Consider the following 22,798-nt stretch of genomic DNA (forward strand, 5'->3'; position numbering starts at 1 on the left):
AATGGTCCGGGTGACCATCCCCGCGCCTGCCTCGATCAGCCTCCTCAGCCACATCCCACCCGCGATCGACGGCAAGGCACCGGACCCTGACGAGCTCTACGAAGGCTTCACCTCCTGGGCCACCGACCGCGGGCTGGACCTCTACCCCGCGCAGTCCGAGGCGCTCATCGAGCTGGTCTCCGGCTCGCACGTCATCCTCAGCACCCCGACCGGGTCGGGGAAGTCCCTCGTGGCGATCGGGGCGCACTACGTCGCCCTCGCCGAGGGGAAGCGGTCCTTCTACACCGCCCCGCTCAAGGCCCTGGTGAGCGAGAAGTTCTTCGCCCTCGTCGAGGCCTTCGGGTCGGAGAACGTCGGCATGATGACCGGGGACTCCTCGGTCAACCCGACGGCCCCGATCATCTGCTGCACCTCCGAGATCCTCGCCAACATCGCGCTGCGGGCCGGCGGCGTCGAGGCGGAGAACCCCGGGGTCGACCAGGTGGTCATGGACGAGTTCCACTTCTACGCCGACCCCCAGCGCGGCTGGGCCTGGCAGGTCCCCCTCCTGGAGCTCCCGCAGGCGCAGTTCCTGCTCATGTCCGCGACCCTGGGCGACACCGAGATGTTCCAGAAGGACCTCGAAGGGCGCACCGGTCGCCCGGTCGCGGAGGTCACCAGCGCCGAGCGTCCCGTGCCGCTGAACTTCAACTACGTCATCGAACCGCTCGTCGAGGTCATCGAGGACCTCGTGCACACCCACCGCTCCCCCGTCTACGTCGTGCACTTCACCCAGAAGGACGCCGTCGACCGCGCGCAGTCGCTCATGAGCATGAACGTGGCCAGCCGCGCCGAGAAGGACGCCATCGTCACCGAGCTCGGTGATTTTCGGTTTACCTCCGGCTTCGGGAAGTCGCTGAGCAAGTTCCTGCGCCAGGGCATCGGTGTGCACCACGCCGGGATGCTGCCCAAGTACCGCCGCGTCGTCGAGCGCCTCACCCAGAAGGGCCTGCTCAAGGTCGTCTGCGGGACCGACACCCTCGGCGTCGGCATCAACGTCCCCATCCGCACGGTGCTGCTCACCTCCCTGGTGAAGTTCGACGGCGAGCGCATGCGCCACCTCTCCGCGCGCGAGTTCCACCAGATCTCCGGGCGGGCCGGGCGGGCCGGCTACGACACTGTCGGCGACGTGCTGGTCATGGCCCCCGAGCACGTCATCGAGAACCGCAAGCTCCTCGAGCGGGCCGGCGACGACCCGAAGAAGCTCAAGAAGATCGTCCGCAAGAAGGCCCCGGCCGGGGCCGTCAACTGGACCGACAAGACCTTCGAACGCCTGCGCGACGCCGAGCCGGAGCCCCTCACCAGCCACTTCGCGGTCAGCCACGCCATGGTCCTCAATGTCCTGGCGCGCAGCACCGCGACCAGCGGTGACCCGATCAGTGCGATGCGTCACCTGCTCACCGCCAACCACGACACCGAGCCGCAGAAGGCCGCCCACGTGCGCCAGGTGTTCCGGATCTACCGCTCCCTGCGCCTGGCGGGCATCGTGGAGAAGGTCCGCAACCCCGGCGGCGGGTACACCGTGCGGCTCATGGTCGACCTGCCCCGCGACTTCGCGCTCAACCAGCCGCTCTCGCCCTTCGCCCTCGCGGCCCTGGACCTGCTCGAGCTGACCTCTCCCACCCACGCCCTCGACGTCGTCTCGGTCATCGAGGCGACCCTCGACGACCCGCGCCAGGTGCTCTACGGCCAGCAGCGCGCGGCCCGCGGCGAGGCGATCGGGGCGATGAAGGCCGAGGGCTACGACTACGACGAGCGGATGGCTGCCCTCGAGGACGTGCTGTGGCCCAAGCCGCTCGAGGAGATGCTGCAGGCGGCCTTCGCCATGTACAAGAAGGCGAACCCGTGGATCGCCGACCAGGAGCTCTCCCCCAAGTCCGTGGTCCGGGACATGGTCGAGCGGGCGCAGACCTTCAACGAGTTCGTCTCCAAGTACCAGCTCGACCGTACTGAGGGGGTCGTGCTGCGCTACCTCGCCGACGCCTACCGGACGCTGCGCCAGACGGTCTCGGCCGAGCACCGCACCGAGGAGGTCGAGGAGATCATCGAGTGGCTCGGTGAGCTCGTGCGCGGGGTCGACTCGAGCCTGCTCGACGAGTGGGAGCGCCTGGCCAACCCGGTCGACGACGACGCCGACACCCTCACCGGTGACTCCCCGCTCGCCGGGACCGGTGCCGAGGCCCCGGTCCGCCCGGTCACCGGGAACCTGCGCTCCTTCCGGGTGCTGCTGCGCAACGCCCTGTTCAAGCGGGTCGAGCTCGCCGCGCGCGAGGCGTACTCCACGCTCGGTTCCCTCGACGGCAAGGACGGCTGGGACGCCGACGCCTGGGCCGACGCCCTCGACCCGATGTTCGAGCACTACGGCGACGACGCGATCGGGATCGACCCCGCGGCCCGATCCCCCAAGCTCGTGACGATCACCGAGGGCGTGGACGGCAACCCGCGGCTGTGGACCGTCCGTCAGGTCCTCGACGACCCCGACGGCGACCACGACTGGGCGATCACCGTGGTCGTCGACCTCGACGCGAGCGACGAGGCCGGGGCGGCGGTGCTGCGGGTGACCGGGGTCGCGCCGATGTAGGTCCTCCGAGCAGCGCTCAGGCCTCGACGGTCCCGCGGATGCAGGTCACCGCGTCTCCACCGACCCAGATGTCGCCGTCGCGGTGCTCCACGTGCACCCGCCCGTCGCGCCGGACGGCCCACCCCTGGCCGGCGACGTAGGAGGTGGGCAGCACGCCACGCGGCACGAGCCACTGCGCCAGGCCGGCATTGAGGCTGCCGGTGACCGGGTCCTCGGCGACGCCCTCGTCCGGGACGAAGGCGCGCACCTCGACCGCCAGACCCGACCGGGCGCCCTCCGACCCCGCAGCCCACAGACCGGCGATCCCGATCTTCAGGCCGTGCTCGACCATGACCGTGTGGTGGGGCCGGACCGCGCGGACGGCGTCGGCGTCGGCGAGCAGCACGCTGATCCAGCCCGGTCCGTTGTCGGTCCACGCGAGGTCGACCAGCGCCTCAGGTTCGAGCCCGAGAGCCAGGGCGACCTGGCCGCGGGTCGCGGCGTCGACGGGACCCGAGCGGCGCAGCGGCGGCGCCGCGAAGGCGAGCCGGCCCGCGTCGCGGCGCAGGCGGACCAGGCCGACCGCGCACTCCTGGACGACGTCGCCGCCGCGCTGACGGCCACCGGCCTCGAGCCAGGCGTGCGCGCTGCCGAGGGTGGGATGCCCGGCGAAGGGCAGCTCGCCGCTCGGGGTGAAGATCCGCAGACGGTAGTCGGCACGTGCGTCGTGGGGAGGGAGGACAAAGGTCGTCTCGGAGAGGTTCGTCCATCGCGCGAAGGCGCCCATCTCCTCCTCGGTCATCCCGTCCGCGTCGAGGACGACGGCGACGGGGTTGCCCTGGTAGGGCACAGCGGTGAACACGTCTACCTGGGCGAAGGTGCGGCTGCGAGTCATGGCCCCGACGATATCTCGGCCGGCGGCGTGCGATCGGGGGCGAAGGGCTACCGTGGGAGGCATGTCGAAGCATGTGAAGAAGTCAGCGAAGACCCTGCACGGCGCAACTCCGGCGATCGTCGCCCTCGAGAAGGCGGAGATCGAGCACACGGTGCACCCCTACGAGCACGACCCGCTGAGCGACCTCGGCTACGGCCTCGAGGCCGCCCAAGCGATCGGTGTCGACGCCGCGCAGGTGTTCAAGACCCTCATGACCTCGGTCGACGGGCACCTCGTGGTCGCCGTCGTGCCGGTGGACCGCGAGCTCGACCTCAAGGCGTTCGCGCACGCCGTCGGCGCCAAGAAGGCGGTCATGGCCGAGCAGGCCGACGCCGAGCGCGCCACCGGGTACGTCGTGGGCGGCATCTCCCCGCTCGGCCAGCGCACCCCGCACACGACGATCATCGACGAGTCCGCGCTCGGCTTCGACGCGGTGTACGTCTCGGGCGGCCGACGCGGGCTCGACGTCGGGCTCGCCCCGGCGGACCTCGTCGCCGCCACCGGGGCGACGACCGCGCCGATCGCGCGGGTCTGAGCTGAGCTAGCTGGTCTGCTCGTACCCGACGAACGGGCGGTCGCTGGGCACGATCTGCTTGCCGAGGGGCAGCAGCGAGATCGGGATCATCTTGAAGCTGGCGATGCCCAGCGGGATGCCGATGATGGTCACGCACATGGCGATCCCGGTGACGAGGTGGCCGATCGCGAGCCACCAGCCCGCGACGATGAGCCACACGATGTTGCCGATCGTCGACCACGCTCCGGCCTGCGGGTGGTCCACGACCGTGCGCCCGAAGGGCCACAGCACGTAGTTGGCCATCCGGAAGGACGCGATCCCGAAGGGGATCGTGATGATGAGGATGCAGCAGATGATTCCGGCGACGGCGTACCCGATCGCCAGCCAGAACCCCGACAGCACCAGCCAGATGATGTTCAGCAATGTCTTCATCTCTCGACCCTAGAGGCCTCCGTGTCCTCCCGCGCCACGACGACGTAGTCCCACTCGTCGAAGACCACGCGGTACTCGGTCCCCGGGAACAGCCCCTCGGCATAGGCGACGACGTCCGCGGGCGGGTTGGAGCCCCAGGTCTGCAGGTCGAGGACCACGTAGTCCGGGCGGACCGAGGGATCGGTCGAGATCCAGAACACCTCGTGGTCGTTGGCCAGCTGCACGATCAGCCCGCGGTCGCTGGCCACGCTGGCCCCGTCCGGGACGGCGTCGACCGCGCGCTGGGCGACGGCGATCCGGTCGCTGCGCTCGTAGGTCGCCGGGTCCCAGAGGTCGCTCACCGGGTACTGGAAGGTCAGCACGACGGCGATGACCGCCATGAGCGTGGGCGCGGCCATCGCGTAGCCGCGCAGCAGGGGCGCCCGGGACTCGCGCAGCAGCCGCAGGCCGTCGATCGCGGCGGCGAAGACGACGGGCATGAGGATGACCGAGTAGTGCCAGGTCGTGCCCCAGTAGAACTCCGTCGACCCGGCGAACCGCCAGATGATCGTCGGGACGATGACGAGCATGAGCGGGGAGCGCAGCGCGACGAAGGCCGTGATGATCAGGAGCAGCAGGAGGGTCTCGACCTTGATCGACGGGCTGAGGAACTCCGTGACCAGGCGTCCCAGGCTGGTGAGCAGGCCGACCTGTCCCCCGGGCTCCCCGGACTCCTCGCCGAGCTTGCCCCAGTAGTCATAGCGACCGTGCGGGTTGAACGCCGGGACGATGACACCGACGACGAGCGCCATGCCGATCACCCCCGCCGCGGCCACGACCGCCCCCAGCCGGCGCTGCCCGCGCAGCCAGAGGACCGCACCGAAAGCCGCGACGGTCAGCCCGAGGTCTTCCTTCACCCCGAGCAGCAGCACGATCCAGACGGCGCTGGCCCGCCATCGTTCGGCGAGGAACGCCGCCATCCCGAAGGCCAGCAGCGGGACGGCGAGGGCGTACTCGTGGAACTGGACGTCGATCGCCGACTGGATCCCCCAGGCGAAGGCATAGGCGAACCCGAGGGCCACTCCCTGCCACGGTCCGAGGATCCGGCGGGCGGTCACGGTGATCGGGACGATCGAGACGGCGATGAGGACGCACTGGGCCACGAGCAGGGTGACCGGCGAGGGGAAGGCCCGGTAGAACGGCGCGAGGACCACCAGGAGCGGTGAGAAGTGGTCGCCGAGCTGGTTGAAGTCGGGTCCCTTGATGCTCACGACCGGGGCGCCCAGGTGCGCGTAGCCCTTGATCGCCTGCTCGAAGATCGCCAGGTCCCAGGAGGGGTTGGCCCACCGGTGCCACCGGGCCAGCGACAACGCGAGGTAGGCGAGGAACGCCACGAGGGTGAGCAGTGCCACCGGCCAGTGGGTACGGAGGTGTCTCACGCCCACAGTCTGGCGCATCGAGGGGGCAACTACGATGCTGTCCATGCCTGACACCGTCGCTCACGCCCTCGCCCGCGTCCAGGTTCGCATCGACGACACCTGCCACGCGGTGGGCCGGGACCGCGCCGGCGTCCGGCTGCTGCTCGCCACCAAGACCCAACCGGCCGACGTCGTGCGGGAGGCGCTGCGCAGCGCACCTGGCGGGGCGGTGCTCATCGGGGAGAACCGCGTGCAGGAGCTCGTCGCGAAGGCCCCAGCGCTGGCCGACCTCCACGTCGAGGCGCACCTCATCGGACCGTTGCAGTCCAACAAGATCAACCTCACGCTGCGGGCGCTCGCGCTGCACGGTCACGCGTGCGTGGAGACGATCGACACCCTCGACCTGGCGACAAAGCTGTCGGCCCGGGTCGACGGGGACGGTCCGCTCAGCCCGCTGGACGTCATGATCCAGGTGAACGTCTCGGGCGAGGCCTCCAAGGCCGGGGTGGACCCCGGCCACGCGGTCGAGCTCGCCCAGCAGGTCGCGGGTCTGCCCGGGCTGACCCTGCGCGGGTTTATGACGATCGCCTCACCGACCCGCCAGGAACGCGTGGCCCGCGCGGAGTTCGAGCTGCTGCGCGGCATCCGCGACCGTGTCACCGGGTCGGGGGCGGCCGGGACCGCGCACGCCCGGGAGCTGTCGATGGGGATGAGCCGTGACCTCGAGTGGGCGGTCGCCGAGGGGGCGACGATCGTGCGGGTCGGCTCGGCGGTGTTCGGCGCCCGGAAGGCGTAGCCGGAGACCGGGCTGCGGGGTCAGCGGGGTCAGCGGCTCGTCGAGACGCGGTACTGCGCGTTGGCGATCGGGATGAACACCGCGAGCGTCACAACCGTCCAGATGAGGGTGTAGATCTCCGGGTTCTGCAACGGCCAGGCGGTCGGCGGCGGGGTCCCGGGCGGGATGTTGCCGAAGAGCTCGCGGGCAGCCTGCGTCACCGCGGAGACCGGGTTCCACTCGGCGAAGGTCTGCAGGGCCGCCGGCAGCGTCTCGATGGGCACGAAGGTGTTGGCGACGAAGGTGAGGGGGAAGATGACGATGAACGACGCGTTGTTGACCACCTCGGGGCTGGGCACGAGCATGCCGATCCACGCCATGATCCATGAGATCGCGTAGGCGAAGACGAGCAGCAGCCCATAACCCACCGCGGCCTCCCAGAACGAGGTGTTGATGCGCCACCCCACGAGCAGCCCGGTGAGCGACATGACGACGAGCACAAGGACGTTGTTCACGACGTCGGAGAACGTGCGACCGCTGAGCACCGCCGAGGGCGCCATGGGCAGGGACCGGAAGCGGTCGATCACCCCCTTCTTCACGTCCTCGGCGAGGCCGGCGCCGGTGATCGTCGCGCCGAAGATCACCGTCTGGGCGAAGATCCCCGCGATGAGGAACTCGCGGTAGGCCTGGCTCGTCGCCTCCGAGCCACCGACGTCGATCGCCCCGCCGAACACGTACGCGAAGAGCAGGACGAACATGATCGGGGACAGCGTGGTGAAGACGAGGAGGTCGGGGACCCGCTTGATCTTGATGATGTTGCGCTTGGCGACGGTCGAGGCGTCGGCCAGGACGTAGGGAACCTTCATCGTTCTGCCTTTCCCGGTGCGTCCGTGGTGGCGTCGACCTCCTCGGTCGTGCGCCCGGTGAGGGACAGGAACGCGTCGTCGAGCGTGGGCCGACGCAGCCCGACGTCGTCCAGCTCGATCCCGGCGTCCTCGAAGGCGTGCAGCGCCGCGGAGAGGGTGGCCACCCCGACCGCGGAGACGGCGAAGGTCCGCCGCTCCAGGTCGTTCTGGGGGCTCGTGCCCAGGCTGGCCATCAGCCGCTCGGCGTCCGCGAGCCGGCCCCGGTCGCGGATCGTCACCTCGAGGCGCTCCCCGCCCACCTGGAGCTTGAGCTCGTCGGCGGTGCCCTGGGCGATCGTCCTGCCGTGGTCGATCACGACGATCTCGTCCGCGAGCACGTCCGCCTCCTCGAGGTACTGGGTGGTCAGCAGGAGCGTCGTGCCCTCTGAGACGAGGGTGCGGATGACGTCCCACATCTGGATCCGCCCACGGGGGTCGAGCCCGGTCGTCGGTTCGTCGAGGAAGAGCACCGGAGGGTGGGCGACGAGCGCGCCGGCGAGGTCGAGGCGGCGACGCATCCCGCCGGAGTACGTGCGCGTGGGGCGGTCCCCGGCGTCTTCGAGGTCGAACTGCGCGAGCAGCTCGCGCGCCCGGGTGCGGCTGCGCTGCTTGCCGAGGTGGTAGAGGCGCCCGATCATGTCGAGGTTCTCGAAGCCGGTGAGGTACTCGTCGACGGCTGCGTACTGTCCGGACAGGCCGATGTGGCGGCGCACCTCCCGCGGGTCGGCGCGGACGTCGATCCCGGCGACGGTGGCGGTCCCCTCGTCGGCCTCGAGCAGGGTGGCCAGGATCCGCACGATCGTCGTCTTGCCGGCCCCGTTGGGGCCGAGCAGCCCGAGGACGGTCCCGGCGCGGACGTCGAGGTCCACGCCGTCGAGCGCGACGACCTTCCCGTAGCGCTTGGTGAGGCCGCGCGCCTGGATGACCGGGTCGGGTCCGGACTGGTGTCGTCTCACATCTGTGGCGTAGGTCACATTTTCTAAAGTACGACGGGGTCCGACGAGGTGCACCTCAAGGGCGACCGCTGGCGCTCCGGGCTAGCCGAGCAGCGCCGTGTAGCCGCCCACCCCGACGATCGCGCCGGTGATCGGCGCGGCGACCGGGACCCAGGAGTACCGCCAGTCCGAGGTGCCCTTGTGCTTGAGCGGCAGCACCGCGTGCAGGATGCGCGGACCGAGGTCGCGCGCAGGGTTGAGCGCGGGGCCGGTCGGACCGCCGAGCCCGGCGACGAGCGCCCACACGAGGAACCCGACACCGATCGCGGCCGCCCCGGACTCCTCGGCGAAGGTCGGGGAGTCGAGGATGCCCAGCGCGCACGAGGTGAGGATCATCGTGCCGAGGAACTCGTTGGCGAAGCCGTTGAGGCGGCTCTGGGCCGCGTTGATCGTCGAGAATGTCGCGAGGATGTCCTCGGGGTTCTCGGTGCGGTCGTAGTAGGGCTTGTGCGTGATGACGATCGCCATCTGCCCGGCCATCGCCCCGAGCATCTGCGCGAGGATGTACCACGGGACGACGTCCCAGCCCTGGTGCCCGTTGACCGCGAGCCCGATGGTCATGGCGGGGTTGATCTGGGCGCCGGAGATCCCGGCGAACATCATCACCGGGATCATCACACCGAAGCCGTAGCCCATCGCGATGAGGCTCCAGCCTCCTTGGTAGCCCTTGCTGCCCTTGAGGTGGACGTTGGCGACGGTCCCGTTGCCGATGATGAGCAGGATCGCGGTCCCGATGAACTCGCACAGGACCTTCACGGTCAGGGAGTAGTCGTCCATCGGCTCGCTCTCGTTCGGGGGGGTGTCTGCAGAGCAACCTAGCGGGTGGGGCCCGAAGACGCTCGCGCGTATCGGATATTGTCAGTGTCATGAAGATGCCGTTCTCCCGCAAGGCACGTGCCGCGTACATCCCTGAAGGTGTCACGGAGACGTGGTCCGCCGAGGAGAACTGCGTCGTGGTGCACGTCCCGATCAACGCCTCCACCCCTGACGCGAGCGTCATCGCCGACCGGATCTCCGAGCTGGTCATCGCCTCGGTCGGTGCGGTCCAGGCCGGGCTGTTCGGCCACTGCATCCCCGACGGCGCACAGGGCGCCGGTGTGCGGATCCAGGTGGACACCGGGACGGACCCGCTCCCTGCGCTGGCCGAGCACAGCGTCGAGATCCTGCGCGAGCACCTCGGGCAGTCGATCCCGCTCTCGGTCGTCACCACCAAGCCTGTGCCGGCGGCCAGGGCCCCGAAGGTCAACAAGGGCAAGCGGAAGAAGGCGGGGGCTGGCGCAGGCGGAGCCACGGCGGCGATCGGTTCCACGACGACTGGTTCCTCACTGGGGGCCGGTCCCACCGCCGCAGTCTCCCTCGACAAGACCGACCCTGCGGATCCCGACGAGGACGAGGTCGACGAGCTGGACGACATGGACGACGAGCTGGCCGAGGCCGACGCCGTCGTGGCGCCGCCCGCCGTCGTCGAGCCCCCGGCCCGGTACGGCCTGCTGCCCGCCGACTACGTCTGGGACGCCGAGAACGAGCGCCTGCGCGCGGAGATCGTCTATCTCGGCGGCGCCGGTGCGGATGCACAGACCCAGGTCGACGTGCGCACCCTCGTCGAGCTCACCATCGCCGCCCTGGCCGCCCCCGCCACCCGCGCCCAGATCCCCGACGACGCGCCCGCCAGCCACCCGGTGTGGCTCACAGTGGTCGTCAACGAGGACGCGGTCGGGCCGCTCACCGAGAAGATGTTCGAGGACGGCGAGGACCAGTTCGAGGACACCCGCGTCGACTTCGCCGTCGTGACCGAGCCGCGTGAGGTCGTCGTGGGGATGCTCGCGGGACGCTAGCCCTCCGGCGCGCCGAGCGCTCTCCCTTGCGCACGAGACCGACACGCCAAGTGTCAAGCAGTCTTGACAGCGCCCTCCGAGTCAAGCATCCTTGACACAAGTCAAGGAGCCTTGACAGCCGGAGCCTCGGGAGACCTCATGCCCTACCACCTGTCCCAGCTGGCCCACCTGCAGCACCTCGACCTCGCACCGCTCGTGATCGCCGCGCTGGTCGCCGCCGTCATCGTGCTCGTCATCCACGAGCCGGTCTCCGGCAAGCGGAGCTTCGCGGCGTTCCTGCGCGCCGAGGCCGTCTACGGCGAGCCTGCCCGGCTGCGGTTCTACCGCTCGTGGCTCCTCCAGGGATGCCTGACCGCGGCCCTCGCGGTCGCTCTCGTCCTGGCGCTACCCGGCGTCGGACTGGCCGACATCGGCCTGCAGGCCCCGGACGCCGACGCACTGGACCGGATCGGCCTCTCGGGGGGGAACGTCTGGGCCGGCCTGATCGCCGGCATGATCGTCGGGGCAGGTCTCGGGGCCGGCCTCCTCGTGTGGAGCGCGCGTCGTGGGGCGACGCCCAGCTCGACGACGCCGTCCGGACAGATGGCCGCCATCCAGCCGATGCTCCCGCGCACCCGGCGCGGGCGGTGGGGCTGGGCGGCGTTGTCCCTCAGCGCTGGGGTCACCGAGGAGATCACCTTCCGCGGTCTGCTGCTCCTTGCTCTGGCCGTGGCGCTGCCCGCCCAGACGCCGACCGCCGTGTTCGTCGTCGTCGCGGCCGCCCTGTTCGGTGCGGCGCACTGGTACCAGGGGCGCGCCGGGATGCTCGCGACCGGCGTCGTGGGAGCGGGCATGATGATGCTCTACATCGGGACCGGCAGTCTCCTCATCCCGATGATCCTGCACACGCTCATGGACCTGCGCGCTCTGCTCATTCCCGTCCGGGCGAGCCCTCTGGAACCGGGGGTGGCCGCGGAGGGCGCCGCGGCGTCGGGCACGGAGACGGGAGCAGAAGCCTCCCGCGACGCGCTCCCGGGAGCGTGACACGTGCTCAACGACGTCCGCGCGCTGCGCGAGCAGGCCGGACTCTCCCAGGGGGCGCTCGGCACCCTGCTCGGGGTCTCCCGCCAGACCATCAACTCGATCGAGACCGGCAAGTACGACCCGTCCCTGCCGCTCGCCATCGCCATCGCCCGCTACTTCACCACCACCGTCGAGGAGATCTTCCATGTCGACTGACCGTCGCCCCATCGTCAGGGCGGGCATCGGGCTCGTCGCCGGGATCGCCGTCCTGGTCCCCCTCGTCGTGCTCCTGGTCCAGAAGGCGCCCGGCAGCATGGGAGCCGGGGCTGCCGTCGGCGGCGGCCTCGTGCTCATCGCCTTCACCGTCGCGGCGTGGCGCACGGTCCGTCGTCCGGAGAGCACCACGACCTTCGAGCGGTCGGTCACCGGCTCCGCGGACGAGCGCGACCGGCTCGTCGCCACGAAGGCGGCCGCCGTCCTCGGGGTCGCGTCCCTGCCGATCGCCGGGATCGCGTCGGCGGCCGTCGCCATGGGAGCCCCCGCGACGCCCACCCTCGCGATCATGCTCTACACGCTGCTAGCCATCGCCGTGGCGAGCTTCATCACCGTCTCCCGCCGCACCTGAGGGCGTCAGGGGACTCGGGCGGTCCACTCGGGGGTGGCGAACTTCGTCTCGGCGAGGGTGCGGGCGCGGGTCCACTCGGCGTCGGTGATGGTGCCCTCGACGGTGGCGTAGCGGCTGCGGAAGTGGGACTTGAAGGCCTCGATGACGTCGGACCGGGACATGCCGGTCTGGGACCGGACCGGGTCGACACGCTTGTTGGCGCTCTTGGTGCCCTTGTCGCTCATCTTCTCCCGCCCGATGCGCAGCACCTCGAGCATCTTGTCGGCGTCGATGTCGTAGGCCATCGTCACGTGGTGCAGCACCGCGCCACCGACGAACCGCTTCTGCGCGGCGCCGGCGATCTTGCCGGCCGGGGAGGCGATGTCGTTGAGCGGCTGGTAGGTCGCGTGCACGCCGAGGTCGGCCAGCGCTCCGAGCACCCAGTCGTCGAGGAAGGCGTAGGACCTCTCGAAGCTCAGGCCCTCGACGAGGGAGCTGGGGACGGTGAGGGAGTACGTGATCGTGTTGCCCGGCTCGATGAACATCGCGCCGCCGCCGGAGATCCGGCGCACCACGGTGATGCCGTGCTTGGCGGCGCCGGCGGGGTCCACCTCGTTCTTCAGGGACTGGAAGGACCCGATGACCACGGCCGGGGCGCCCCACTCCCAGATCCGCAGCGTGGGCGCCCGGGTACCGGCGTCGACAGCCTCGGAGATCGCCTGGTCGAGCGCCATCTGCATGGCGGGGTCCTGGGGACCGTCGTGGATGATCTCGAAGGTGTGGTCGTGCCAGCCGGTCGCGTGCCCGAGCGCCCGGCGCGCCGCGATCGCGACGGCCTCGGGGCTGAAGCCGATGAGCGTCGCCGCGGGGTCGAGCGCCCGGGTGATCGCCTCGGCGAGCACCGCCACCGGGGCCGTCGCGGGCATGCCGGTCAGGGCCGCGTTGATGTCGAGCAGGGCGTCGTCGGGCTCGAGGAAGAAGTCGCCGCTGACGGCCACCTCCGCCAACTGGTCGCCGTCGACCTCCAGGTCGATCGCCACGAGCTTGCCGCCAGGAACTTTATATTCGCCTCTCACGGCTACAGCCTAGAGGCCCGCGGGCCCGGCGGCGGTGTGCGGTTGCTCACCGTTACTGAAGGAGTTGGCCGTTGTTGGTCAACTGTGCCGGGATAACGGTTGCCCGGCTGGGCGGTCGCGTACGTGGCCGGTGGGGTCCGGGTGCCTTGGTGGTGCCCGTCCCGTCCCGGTGGTGACCGTCCGTAGCGCCCAAGGGTTGGGGCGCGGCCTGGGTGGTAGCTCTCGCGGTCCGATCCTCTGGTCCAACGCGCGTCACACCTCCCCGTCGCCGCGCCTTGTGCCCCTGGGCACGTCTCCCGATCACAGTGGCCGCAGCCTCGTGCCGAGTGATGTCGTAAGGCTTGCGCCAGTGCTGCCCGCCCCACAGGGACGTGTACGCAGGATTCACCGCAAAAACGCACATGCCCGCGGTCGCGGCCATCGCCGCGAGCCGGTCCCGGAAGACCGCCGTGGGGATCCCCGCGACAGTGCGCCGGAACTGCTTCCCGCGCGCGCCGCGGCCCATCGTCTCCCGCCCGGTCTCGCGGGCGTCAGCGAAGTTCAGGTCCTCGACCGCGATCGCGGGCACCGCGAACCGGGCGGCCAGATGCAGGAGCCGAATGATCGTGTGCCGGACTTGGGCATCCCTGCGCGCCGAGGTTCCGGTGACGTCGATGTCGATCCGGAAGGGCGCGCCGACCGGGTTCCCGTGAGCGTCCACCCGGCGCACGGCCAGGTGGTCGGCGTTCAAGTCCACACCCAACGTGGCACCGGCCAGGATGTCACTCGCGGGCGGCTCGGGCACCGTGGTGGTCCAGGACGCAGTCAGGTACCACCCGGCCCGACCGGCTTGGCGTGCGAGGGCGTACGCGACGGCGCCGGGCGTGGTGATCTGGGCTGCCCACTCGGGCCCGCGGTGGGCGAACGATGCAGTGCCCGTGAGTGTGTAGCGTCCGCGCGGGGCGTTGGCCAGGTGCTCCAGCGGGCGCGGCAGCCGGATACTGACCACCCCGGCGGGCGTCACCGTGAGCGTGAGGTTCCCGAACGGTTCGTCGCGGGACCCGTTCGCCTCGATCCGGTCCCGGGCCGCGTTCCACTGCTCACGCCACTGCTCCTCGCTCAGGCCGGCCAGGGCGAGGTTGGCGCGGATCTTGAGCAGTCGCTTCCCGCCCGCCACGACGCGGGTTCGCCCGGCGGCGTAGTCTGCCTCAACCCGGACCAGGCGGCCTTGCAGGACCTGCAGTCGTTGCTGCTTCGCGTATCGCTCGGCCGCCGACCGGTAGCCCTTTACCCGTCGCCGACCGGCCGGCGGCGACGCACCAGAACCGGCAGTCATGATCGGTTGAGCGAGCCGGGCGGTGATCGCGGTGATGCCCGCCCGCAGGGACCTCATGTCCGCTCGTTGGGCGCACCGGGCCAGCTGGTACTGGGTGTCGTTGCCGCGCATGATCGTCCCCGCCCACCGCGACGACGTCCCCGCGGTCATCTCCCGCTTGCGGCGAGCCTTCGACGCCGCATCACCGGGCGCACGGGACCGTTCGGCCAGGTCGCGACGACGGGTCCGGGAGACGCGCTCAGCCACAGCCGTCAACACCTCCTCATCGGCCAGTGTCGTGCGCAGGCGGGTTGTCGTCGCGATACTGCCAGGAGCTGCGACGACCTTCACTCCGCGCCATTCGCGCAGCACCTCACCCAATGTGGCCACCCCCGCGTTGCTCCTGGACCACGGCTGCGCGCACCCCCGTGACCAGAGCCGACCACCGGCCGCACAACCGGCCAGAGAACGACGTCATGATCGAGAGCACGTCGCGGACCCACTCGTCCCAGAGCAGGCCGCCACCAACCGGCACGCCACCTGCCGGACCTTCCCGACCAGGCGCGTCGTCGTCGCCGCACATCAGGTTCACAACCATGATCTGAACCTACCCGTGGCCACCGACATACCTCGGCGAAACCACAGCCCGACCCAGCCCGCCCCCCCCTGCCGAACGAGTATCAGCCAACGGGCTCTACAGGGCGCACCTGCGCATCCACCGCGACGACACTGTGTCCCGGTATGGCCAAGAACGGTCGACCAAGTGCCCGTCGGTACTTAACCCGCCCACCGCCGACCGGGGTCAGCGCGGGTCGACCCCGGCGTGGATGAGCCCGTAGATCGCCGAGTCGGTGAGCGCCTCCCAGGAGGCCTCGAGCAGGTTCGGCCCGACGCCGACCGTCGACCAGCTCGTGTGCCCGTCCGTGGTCTCGATGAGCACGCGGGTGATCGCGTCGGTCCCGTGCATCTGGTCGAGGATGCGGACCTTGAAGTCGATCAGCTCGAAGGCGGTGATCTCGGGGTAGACGGTCGTCAGGGCGATCCGCAGCGCGTGGTCGAGCGCGTTGACCGGCCCGTTGCCCTCACCGGTCACCACGACCCGCTCTCCGCCCGCCACGAGCTTGACGGTCGCCTCGGCCGTCGCCTCGGTCCCCCGGTGCCCGGTGCGTTCGACGATCGTCCGCCAGCTCTCGACGGTGAAGTACGGCGGTCGCTCGCCGTGCACCTCCTCGATGAGCAGCAGCTCGAAGGAGGCGTCCGCGGCGTCGAAGGTGTACCCGTTGGCCTCGGACTCCTTGACCCGGTTGGTGATCCGGGTGAGGATCTCGCCCTGGCCCGCGAGGTCGAAGCCGAGCTCCTTGCCCTTGAGCTCGATCGTGGCGCGACCGGCCATGTCGGAGATGAGCATGCGCATGTCGTTGCCCACCCGGGTGGGGTCGATGTGCTGGTAGAGGTCGGGGTCGACCTTGATGGCGCTCGCGTGCAGGCCCGCCTTGTGGGCGAAGGCGCTCGCGCCGACGTAGGGCTGGCGGGCGTACGGGGAGATGTTCGTGATCTCGCTGATCGCGTGCGCGATCCGGCTCGACTCCTCGAGCCCGTTCCCGGCCAGGAGGGTGCGACCGCCCTTGAGCTCGAGGTTCGCCACGACCGTGATGAGGTCGGCGTTGCCGGTCCGCTCGCCGTAGCCGTTGACCGTCCCCTGCACGTGCGTGCAGCCGGCCTCGACGGCGGCGAGGGAGTTCGCCACGGCGCACCCGGTGTCGTTGTGCGCGTGCATCCCCAGGATCGCCTCCGGCCCGACGTCGGCCCGCACCTGGGTGACGATCTCACCGACCCAGTCGGGCAGCATGCCGCCGTTCGTGTCGCACAGCGCCACGACCTCGGCGCCGGCCTCGAAGGCGGCCAGCACGGCGGCGCGGGAGTACACGGGGTCGAAGCGGAAGCCGTCGAAGAAGTGCTCGGCGTCGATGATCACCCGGCGTCCCTCCCCGGTGAGGAAGGCGACCGTGTCGGTGATCATCGCGAGGTTCTCGGCCGCGGTGGTGCGCAGGGCACGTTCGACGTGGCGGATGTCGGACTTGGCGACGAGGGTGATGACCGGCGCACCGGAGTGGAGCAGGGCCAGCACCTGGGGGTCCTCGCTCGCGCGCAGCCCGACCTTGCGGGTCGCCCCGAACGCCGCCAGGACCGCGTTCTTGAACGTCAGCTCCTTGGCCGCACGGGAGAAGAAGTCGGTGTCCTTGGGCACCGCGCCCGGCCAGCCGCCCTCGATGAAGCCGACACCGAGCTCGTCGAGCAGCGGAGCGATCGCGAGCTTGTCCGAGACGGAGAGGTTCATGCCCTCTTGCTGTGCACCGTCGCGCAGGGTGGTGTCGTAGACGTGGAAAGTCACTCGACTGCTCTTCTCTCGGGAGATCTGGGTGCGAAGGGCGGCGTGACCTGGGTAGGCCGTGCAGCTCCCCTGAGTATTGTCCTCGACGCCGCCGGGTTGCGGCGTGGGCGTCCAGCACAAGAAACACCTGAGGCGATGGGTGGAAGCGGCCAGCCTCACCGTGTGCGCTGCTGCCCTGGCGGGGGTGTGCCGGGCAACAAAAAAACCCCCCGGGTACGGGAGGTTTGCGCGTCCGGAGAGCTGACCGGACGCGCTACACGATGATGAGCGCTGAGACGACGGTGTGTGTCATGTCACACATCATTGCACACGCCCCGCCCTGCGCCGAACTCGTGAACCGTTCGTCGAGCTCGTGAGCCAGCGGGAGACTCCCGGAGGAATCGGCGCTGGCTCACGAGCTCGGCGGGGCGCTCACGAGTTCGGCGGGATGGCGGGCGCGAGCCGAAGACGGCGGGCGCGGGCGGCCAGAGAGCCGGGGCGGGCTCAGACGAGGCGGGTGAGCCAGCCGTGGCGGTCGGGGGTGCGGCCGTTCTGGATGTCGGTGAGCTCGGCCCGCACGGACATGGTGACCTCGCCGGCGTCGCCGTCGGCGATGGTCAGGTCGAAGCCCTCACCGGCCAGGCGGCCGATCGGGGTGACCACGGCGGCGGTGCCGCACGCGAAGACCTCGGTGATGGACCCGTCGCGCAGGCCCTCCTGGACCTCGGTGAGCAGGATCCGGCGCTCGACGATCGTGTGCCCGCGGTCGCTGAGCAGCTGCAGGATCGAGGACCGGGTGACCCCTTCGAGGATCGAGCCGGACAGCTCCGGCGTCTCGACCGTGCCGTCGGCCCGGACGAAGAAGACGTTCATCCCGCCGAGCTCCTCGATGGCGGTGTTCGTCGAGGCGTCGAGGAAGCAGACCTGCTCGCACCCCATCTCGTACGCGTGCGTCTGCGGGAGCAGGCTCGCGGCGTAGTTGCCACCGCACTTGGCGGCACCGGTGCCCCCGGCGCCCGCCCGGTGGAAGTCCTGGGCGACCCAGATGGAGACCGGTTTGACGCCCCCGGAGAAGTACGGGCCGACCGGTGAGGCGATGACGATGAACTCCGCCTCGAGCGTGGGACGCACACCGAGGAACGCCTCGGAGGCGTACATGAACGGGCGCAGGTACAGGCTCGCCTCCTCACCGGAGGGCACCCACTCGACGTCGGTGCGCACGAGCGCCGTGATCGCGCCGAGGAAGTCGTCCACCGAGAGCTCGGGCAAGGCCAGGCGGTGCGCCGACTTCTGGAACCGTTGTGCGTTGGCCTCGGGCCGGAACGTCCAGATCGACCCGTCGGCGTGCCGGTACGCCTTGAGGCCTTCGAAGACCTCCTGGCCGTAGTGCAGCACCGCGCTGGCGGGGTCGAGCAGCAGCGGTCCGTACTTCTCGACCCGGCGGTTCACCCATCCTCCGCCGGAGGTCCAGGTCACCCGGGCCATGTGGTCGGTGAAGACGGTGCCGAACTTGGGGTCGGCGAGCTCGACCTCCCGGTCGGCCACGGGGAGCGGGGTGTCCGAGCGCGTGACCTCGAAGAGGTTCGCCGCGTCATCGACGGTCTGTGCGGAGTTTTCGAGAGTGGAGCTCATGATCAAGGCCTTTCACCTGGCGACCATTCAGTTTCCCACGCCGCACCCGATGTTCGGGTGCGGCGCGGGGAACGGTCTGCGGACGAGGTACCGGTGAAGACGGACGGGCTGGGTCAGCCGCGCACGCGGTCAGCGAGCGCGGTGCCAACCTCGGCCGTCGACCGTACTCGGCCGGCCCGCTCGACGAGGTCGGCGGCGACCGCTGCCTCGACCCGGGCTGCTTCGACGGGCAGACCCAGGTGGTCGAGCATCATCGCGACCGAGAGGACGGTCGCGGTGGGGTCGGCCTTGCCCTGTCCGGCGATGTCGGGGGCGGACCCGTGCACCGGCTCGAACATCGACGGTGCCGTGCGGTCGGGGTTGATGTTCGCCGAGGCTGCGAGGCCGATGCCACCGGTGATCGCGGCAGCCTGGTCGGTGAGGATGTCGCCGAAGAGGTTGTCGGTGACGATGACGTCGAACCGCGACGGGTTCGTCGTGAGGAAGATCGTGGCCGCGTCGACGTGCAGGTAGTCGGTCGTGACGTCCGGGAAGTCGGCGTTGACGGCCTCGACCGTGCGGCGCCACAGGTGACCGGCGTGCACGAGCACGTTGTGCTTGTGCACGAGGGTGAGGTGCTTGCGCGGGCGGGCCTGGGCGCGGGCGAAGGCGTCACGGACGACGCGCTCGACGCCGAAGGCCGTGTTCACGGACACCTCGTTGGCGACCTCGTACGGGGTGCCGACGCGGATCGCGCCGCCGTTGCCGACGTAGGGCCCCTCGGTGCCTTCACGCACGACGACGAAGTCGATCTCGCCGGGCTCGGCCAGCGGTGACTTCACGCCGGGGTACAGCTTGCCCGGGCGGAGGTTGACGTAGTGGTCGAGGGCGAAGCGGAGCTTGAGCAGCAGCCCGCGCTCGAGCACTCCCGAGGGGACGGACGGGTCGCCGATCGCTCCGAGGAGGATCGCGTCGTGGGTGCGGATCGCCGCGAGGTCCTCGTCGGTGAGGGTCTCACCGGTCGCGTGCCAGCGCTGGGCGCCCAGGTTGAAGGGCGTCGTCGTCACCGTGACGTCCGTCGTCGCCAGGGCCGCGTCGAGCACCGCGAGCCCCTGCTCGACGACCTCGATCCCGATGCCGTCGCCTGCCACCACTGCCAGTTCGATGTTCCTCGTCATGAGCGGCATGCTACCCCTCGGTCCCAGGGGTCGGGACGCGCATCTCACCCCTCGACCCAACGTTGTAGCAGCCCGACACGCGCGGGAAGCGCGGATTTGGAATGTCTGTCGGTGCGGGCCACGCTGGGGCGATGACCATCGTGAAGATCAATGCCATCGACGTCCCCGCCGGCGCCGGAGCCGAGCTCGAGAAGCGGTTCGCCGCTCGCGCGGGCGCCGTCGAGAACTCCCCCGGCTTCCTCGGCTTCGAGCTGCTGCGCCCGGTCGCCGGCGAGACCCGCTACTTCGTCTACACGAGGTGGGAGACCGAGGAGGACTACCAGGCCTGGGCAAACGGATCGGCCCGCGCCGCGCACGCCGGCGACCGTCCCGCGCCGGTGGCCACCGGCGCGAACCTGCTCGAGTTCGAGGTCGCGCTCAGCGTCGGGTCCTGACCGACCCGGCGATCACGCCCTACCGGGCGAGGATCCCCACCAACGGGACCGGAACCACCAGCGCGAGCACGATGCCGGCGACCCGCGCGATGCGGACAGCTGGCCGACAGTCTCGGTTCGACGCCAGCTCGACCGCGCTGGAGACGACGACCGCGCCACCGAGCGGCACCACGACGACGAGGCAGACCAGCCACAGCATCATGTGGTACCCGAACCACGACCCCACGAAGTGCTCTGCCCTCGGTCCGAGCTCGCCGACCTGCCAGGCAGCCCACCGGCTGTAGGCATAGAGCCCGGCCACCGTCCCCATGAACACGCTCGTGAGAACCCAGACCCACCGCCATCCCCCGTTCGTGAGCTGACGGCGGGACTCGTCCATCTCGTCTCCTCGGACGATGTCCGCCCATGTCCGCACCGTCACGTTCACTCCTCTTGTCCGTCATGCTGTGGAGGAGACACTATCCCGCACAGCAACCTGCGCATCGACGGCGTCGCTGCCCTCACCAGCGCCGTCTCCCTTCACATCTCCGTCAGCATCCCCCTCGCTGATCCCGAAGCGGTCGTGGAACCGGCGCAGCGGGGCCGGCAGCCACCACGTGACCGGGCCGAGCAGGCGCAGGACGGCCGGCACGAGCATGGCCCGCACCACCGTTGCATCGAGGGCGACTGCGAAGGCCAGCCCGAGCCCCACGAGCTTGAGGAACGTCACCCCGCTCGTAGCCATCGCCGCCAGGACCACCACGAGGAGGAGCGCCGCGCTCGTGATCGTCGAGCCCGAGCGCACCAGCCCGGTCGTGATCGCCTGGGCCGCGTCCTGCCCGGCGAGGTGCGCCTCCCGGATCCGGCTGAGCAGGAACAGCTCGTAGTCCATCGCGAGGCCGAAGGCGATGACGGCGACGAGGACGAGGTTCCCGGGCGCCACCGCCCCGGAGTCGGTGAACCCGATCACCGGCGCCAGGTGCCCCTGGGAGAACGCCCAGGAGATCGCGCCGAAGGTCGCGGCGATCGAGAGCAGGTTGAGCAGCACGGCCTTGACCGGGGCGACGACCGACCCGAGCGCGAGGAAGAGCAGCACCATGGTCACCCCCGCGATGAACAGCGCGGTCCACGGCGCGGTCGCGGTGATGGCAGCGATCGAGTCAGCACTCTGCGCCGCGGTACCACCGACCAGGACCTGCGCGCCCGTCGGGTCGGGCACCTCCCGGATGTCGGCGAGCACGGCACGGGCCTGCGGCGAGTCCGGGCGCTCGGCCGTCGTGGCGACGAGGTGGATGACGTCCCCGGACCGGGCGACCTCGCGGACCGCGGTGACGCCGTCGGCCGCGGCAACCTCACGGACATAGTCCTCGAGCGAGCCATCGGTGACTGACCCGTCGACCGGCCCGTCGACGACGAGGTGGAAGGCGGCTCCGGACTCGGCCGGGAAGAGCGCGCCGATCCGCTCGGCGGCCTGGCGGGAGGTGGCCGACTCCGGCAGCTCACGTGCGTCGGCGTCGGCGACCTGCAGGTCGAGGACGGGGAGGGCGATGACCACGAGGAGGGCGACCGCGGCGGAGGCCACGAGCCCGGGTCGGCGCATGACCACCCGCGCCCACCGGGCCCACCCGCGGTCCGGTGCGGCGGCGGCGTCGGGCACCGGGGAGGCGCCGCGCGGCACCGGGGCCCCACCACGCCGGCGGGAGAGCCATCCGGTGACCCCGCTCGGCAGCCGTCCGGCGTCCACGCGCCGCCCGAGCAGGGACAGGATCGCCGGGAGCAGCGTCACCGCGAGCACCATGTCCAGCAGGACCACCGCCATCCCGCCCACGCCCATCGACCGCAGGAACATCTGCGGGAAGAACAGCAGCCCGGCGAAGGCGATGAGGACGGTCACGCCGGAGAAGACGACGGTGCGCCCCGCGGTCGCCACGGTCCGGCGCACGGCGCGGCCGACGTCGTCGCGACTGTTCCCCTCGCCCAGCTCCTCGCGGAACCGGGAGACCATGAAGAGGGAGTAGTCGATCGCCAGGCCCAGGCCGAGGATCGTCGTGACATTCACCGCGAAGGAGGAGATGTCGGTGACCTGGGTGAGCAGCCGCAGCAGCCCCATGGCGCCGAGGATCGCGACGACGCCGATGGTCACCGGCAGCAGCGCGGCCACCAGCCCCCCGAAGATCACGAGCATGAGGAGGACGAGGATCGGCATGGCGAGCATCTCCGCGCGGGCGATGTCCTCCTCGGCCAGGGCCTGCATCTCGGCGTTGACCGCGACGACACCGCCGACGTAGGTGGTCCACGGCGCGTCGGGGTGGAGCGCGGGCTCGATCTCGTCGAAGGCGGCTTCTCGTTCGTCGTGGGTCTGCCCGGCGAGAGTGACGAGCACCAGCGCGGAGCGTCCGTCCGAGCCGAGCAGCGCCTGGGCGGTCGCGGCCGGGAGGCCGGGCGTCCAGGCCGTCACCACCCCCGTCACCGCGTCTGCCGGAAGGCCGGCGACGAGGTCCACCAGACCTGCCTCGAAGGCCGGCGACCCGGCGTTCAGCGAGTCGTGGGAGGCCACGACGACGACGTCGGCGGCGCTGCGCCCGAAGGTCTTCTCCAGGAGGGCGTCGGCCCGCGCGGCGTCCGAGCCCGGGTCATCGAAGCCGCCGCTCTTGACCGCGCCGGAGACCCCGGGTCCGTAGAGCGCGGCGAGGACGAGGAGGAGTGCGGCGACCGCGAGGATCACGCCTGCGCGCCGGTGGGTGAACCGCCCGAGTGCTGGGAACATCGGAGTCTCCTTGGCGTACGATGTAATCGATGATCACTTGGGTGAACACCGTTTGCTAACAGTGTTTACTAGAGCATCTACCGTTTACTTTTGTCA

At 70.5% G+C, this 22,798-nt stretch carries 22 protein-coding genes; 8 read left to right on the top strand and 14 right to left on the bottom strand.

The window, feature by feature from the left end:
- Nucleotide 1 precedes the first annotated feature (1 nt).
- Complete coding sequence (locus ACWA15_RS13115) at nt 2–2,620, top strand: DEAD/DEAH box helicase (protein WP_464055766.1); 2,619 nt, start codon at nt 2–4, stop codon at nt 2,618–2,620.
- Nucleotides 2,621–2,636: 16 nt separating this feature from the next.
- Here the strand turns inward: ACWA15_RS13115 and ACWA15_RS13120 are convergent, their stop codons facing one another.
- Entirely contained in the window at nt 2,637–3,494 is an 858-nt protein-coding gene (locus tag ACWA15_RS13120; RefSeq protein ID WP_464055768.1) for a PhzF family phenazine biosynthesis protein, read from the bottom strand.
- A 61-nt stretch (nt 3,495–3,555) separates the two neighbouring features.
- On the opposite strand from ACWA15_RS13120, the gene ybaK reads away from it, so the two are divergent.
- Nucleotides 3,556–4,068: a Cys-tRNA(Pro) deacylase gene (gene ybaK / locus ACWA15_RS13125; protein WP_464055769.1), complete on the top strand. Its 513-nt coding sequence runs from the start codon at nt 3,556–3,558 to the stop codon at nt 4,066–4,068.
- A 6-nt stretch (nt 4,069–4,074) separates the two neighbouring features.
- On the opposite strand, the gene ACWA15_RS13130 is transcribed toward ybaK, so the two are convergent.
- Nucleotides 4,075–4,479, bottom strand: coding sequence for a YccF domain-containing protein (locus ACWA15_RS13130; protein WP_464055770.1), 405 nt, complete (start codon nt 4,477–4,479; stop codon nt 4,075–4,077).
- Complete coding sequence (locus tag ACWA15_RS13135; RefSeq protein ID WP_464055771.1) at nt 4,476–5,897, bottom strand: DUF2079 domain-containing protein; 1,422 nt, start codon at nt 5,895–5,897, stop codon at nt 4,476–4,478. Before ACWA15_RS13135 ends, ACWA15_RS13130 begins: the two co-directional genes overlap by 4 nt.
- A gap of 43 nt (nt 5,898–5,940) precedes the next feature.
- On the opposite strand from ACWA15_RS13135, the gene ACWA15_RS13140 reads away from it, so the two are divergent.
- Complete coding sequence (locus ACWA15_RS13140; protein WP_464055772.1) at nt 5,941–6,672, top strand: YggS family pyridoxal phosphate-dependent enzyme; 732 nt, start codon at nt 5,941–5,943, stop codon at nt 6,670–6,672.
- Nucleotides 6,673–6,701: 29 nt separating this feature from the next.
- On the opposite strand, the gene ACWA15_RS13145 is transcribed toward ACWA15_RS13140, so the two are convergent.
- From ACWA15_RS13145 to ACWA15_RS13155, 3 genes are all read right to left on the bottom strand, one after another.
- The gene (locus tag ACWA15_RS13145) at nt 6,702–7,517 is read right to left on the bottom strand and encodes an ABC transporter permease (protein WP_464055774.1); all 816 of its coding nucleotides are present in this window, start codon (nt 7,515–7,517) and stop codon (nt 6,702–6,704) included.
- Complete coding sequence (locus tag ACWA15_RS13150) at nt 7,514–8,512, bottom strand: ATP-binding cassette domain-containing protein (protein ID WP_464055775.1); 999 nt, start codon at nt 8,510–8,512, stop codon at nt 7,514–7,516. Before ACWA15_RS13150 ends, ACWA15_RS13145 begins: the two co-directional genes overlap by 4 nt.
- An 81-nt stretch (nt 8,513–8,593) precedes the next feature.
- The gene (locus ACWA15_RS13155) at nt 8,594–9,328 is read right to left on the bottom strand and encodes an MIP/aquaporin family protein (protein ID WP_464055776.1); all 735 of its coding nucleotides are present in this window, start codon (nt 9,326–9,328) and stop codon (nt 8,594–8,596) included.
- Between the two features lie 89 nt (nt 9,329–9,417).
- Between ACWA15_RS13155 and ACWA15_RS13160 the strand changes: the two genes are divergently transcribed.
- The 4 genes from ACWA15_RS13160 (at nt 9,418) to ACWA15_RS13175 (ending at nt 12,013) form a co-directional block, all read left to right on the top strand.
- Nucleotides 9,418–10,386: a hypothetical protein gene (locus ACWA15_RS13160; RefSeq protein ID WP_464055777.1), complete on the top strand. Its 969-nt coding sequence runs from the start codon at nt 9,418–9,420 to the stop codon at nt 10,384–10,386.
- A gap of 111 nt (nt 10,387–10,497) precedes the next feature.
- Nucleotides 10,498–11,409, top strand: coding sequence for a CPBP family intramembrane glutamic endopeptidase (locus ACWA15_RS13165; protein WP_464055779.1), 912 nt, complete (start codon nt 10,498–10,500; stop codon nt 11,407–11,409).
- Between the two features lie 3 nt (nt 11,410–11,412).
- Nucleotides 11,413–11,604, top strand: coding sequence for a helix-turn-helix transcriptional regulator (locus ACWA15_RS13170; RefSeq protein WP_464055780.1), 192 nt, complete (start codon nt 11,413–11,415; stop codon nt 11,602–11,604).
- Nucleotides 11,594–12,013, top strand: a complete 420-nt coding sequence (locus ACWA15_RS13175; protein ID WP_464055781.1) for a hypothetical protein — start codon at nt 11,594–11,596, stop codon at nt 12,011–12,013. The genes ACWA15_RS13170 and ACWA15_RS13175 overlap by 11 nt, the downstream gene beginning before the upstream one ends.
- A gap of 5 nt (nt 12,014–12,018) precedes the next feature.
- On the opposite strand, the gene ACWA15_RS13180 is transcribed toward ACWA15_RS13175, so the two are convergent.
- The 6 genes from ACWA15_RS13180 to ACWA15_RS13205 all read right to left on the bottom strand — a co-directional run bounded on the left by ACWA15_RS13180 (nt 12,019) and on the right by ACWA15_RS13205 (nt 19,522).
- Nucleotides 12,019–13,068, bottom strand: coding sequence for a lipoate--protein ligase family protein (locus tag ACWA15_RS13180; RefSeq protein ID WP_464055783.1), 1,050 nt, complete (start codon nt 13,066–13,068; stop codon nt 12,019–12,021).
- A gap of 52 nt (nt 13,069–13,120) precedes the next feature.
- The gene (locus ACWA15_RS13185) at nt 13,121–14,629 is read right to left on the bottom strand and encodes a nuclease/transposase family protein (protein ID WP_464055785.1); all 1,509 of its coding nucleotides are present in this window, start codon (nt 14,627–14,629) and stop codon (nt 13,121–13,123) included.
- Nucleotides 14,630–14,735: 106 nt separating this feature from the next.
- Nucleotides 14,736–14,960: a hypothetical protein gene (locus tag ACWA15_RS13190; protein ID WP_464055786.1), complete on the bottom strand. Its 225-nt coding sequence runs from the start codon at nt 14,958–14,960 to the stop codon at nt 14,736–14,738.
- 204 nt (nt 14,961–15,164) lie between these two features.
- The gene (gene cimA, locus ACWA15_RS13195; RefSeq protein WP_464059510.1) at nt 15,165–16,700 is read right to left on the bottom strand and encodes a citramalate synthase; all 1,536 of its coding nucleotides are present in this window, start codon (nt 16,698–16,700) and stop codon (nt 15,165–15,167) included.
- A 537-nt stretch (nt 16,701–17,237) separates the two neighbouring features.
- The gene (locus ACWA15_RS13200; RefSeq protein ID WP_464055787.1) at nt 17,238–18,365 is read right to left on the bottom strand and encodes a branched-chain amino acid aminotransferase; all 1,128 of its coding nucleotides are present in this window, start codon (nt 18,363–18,365) and stop codon (nt 17,238–17,240) included.
- Between the two features lie 113 nt (nt 18,366–18,478).
- Complete coding sequence (locus ACWA15_RS13205) at nt 18,479–19,522, bottom strand: 3-isopropylmalate dehydrogenase (RefSeq protein WP_464055788.1); 1,044 nt, start codon at nt 19,520–19,522, stop codon at nt 18,479–18,481.
- 131 nt (nt 19,523–19,653) lie between these two features.
- Here ACWA15_RS13205 and ACWA15_RS13210 point away from each other — a divergent pair, with 131 nt between their 5' ends.
- Nucleotides 19,654–19,956 carry an antibiotic biosynthesis monooxygenase family protein gene (locus ACWA15_RS13210; RefSeq protein ID WP_464055790.1) on the top strand — a complete coding sequence of 101 codons (303 nt, stop codon included), beginning with the start codon at nt 19,654–19,656 and terminating at the stop codon, nt 19,954–19,956.
- A 19-nt stretch (nt 19,957–19,975) separates the two neighbouring features.
- Here the strand turns inward: ACWA15_RS13210 and ACWA15_RS13215 are convergent, their stop codons facing one another.
- Together ACWA15_RS13215 and ACWA15_RS13220 are read right to left on the bottom strand one after the other, a co-directional pair.
- A complete protein-coding gene (locus ACWA15_RS13215) occupies nt 19,976–20,377 on the bottom strand; it encodes a hypothetical protein (RefSeq protein ID WP_464055792.1) in 402 nt (133 codons plus the stop codon).
- A gap of 18 nt (nt 20,378–20,395) precedes the next feature.
- Nucleotides 20,396–22,702: an MMPL family transporter gene (locus tag ACWA15_RS13220; protein WP_464055793.1), complete on the bottom strand. Its 2,307-nt coding sequence runs from the start codon at nt 22,700–22,702 to the stop codon at nt 20,396–20,398.
- Nucleotides 22,703–22,798: the final 96 nt, after the last annotated feature.

The organism is Sanguibacter sp. TS_SC_8 (genome assembly GCF_055361235.1).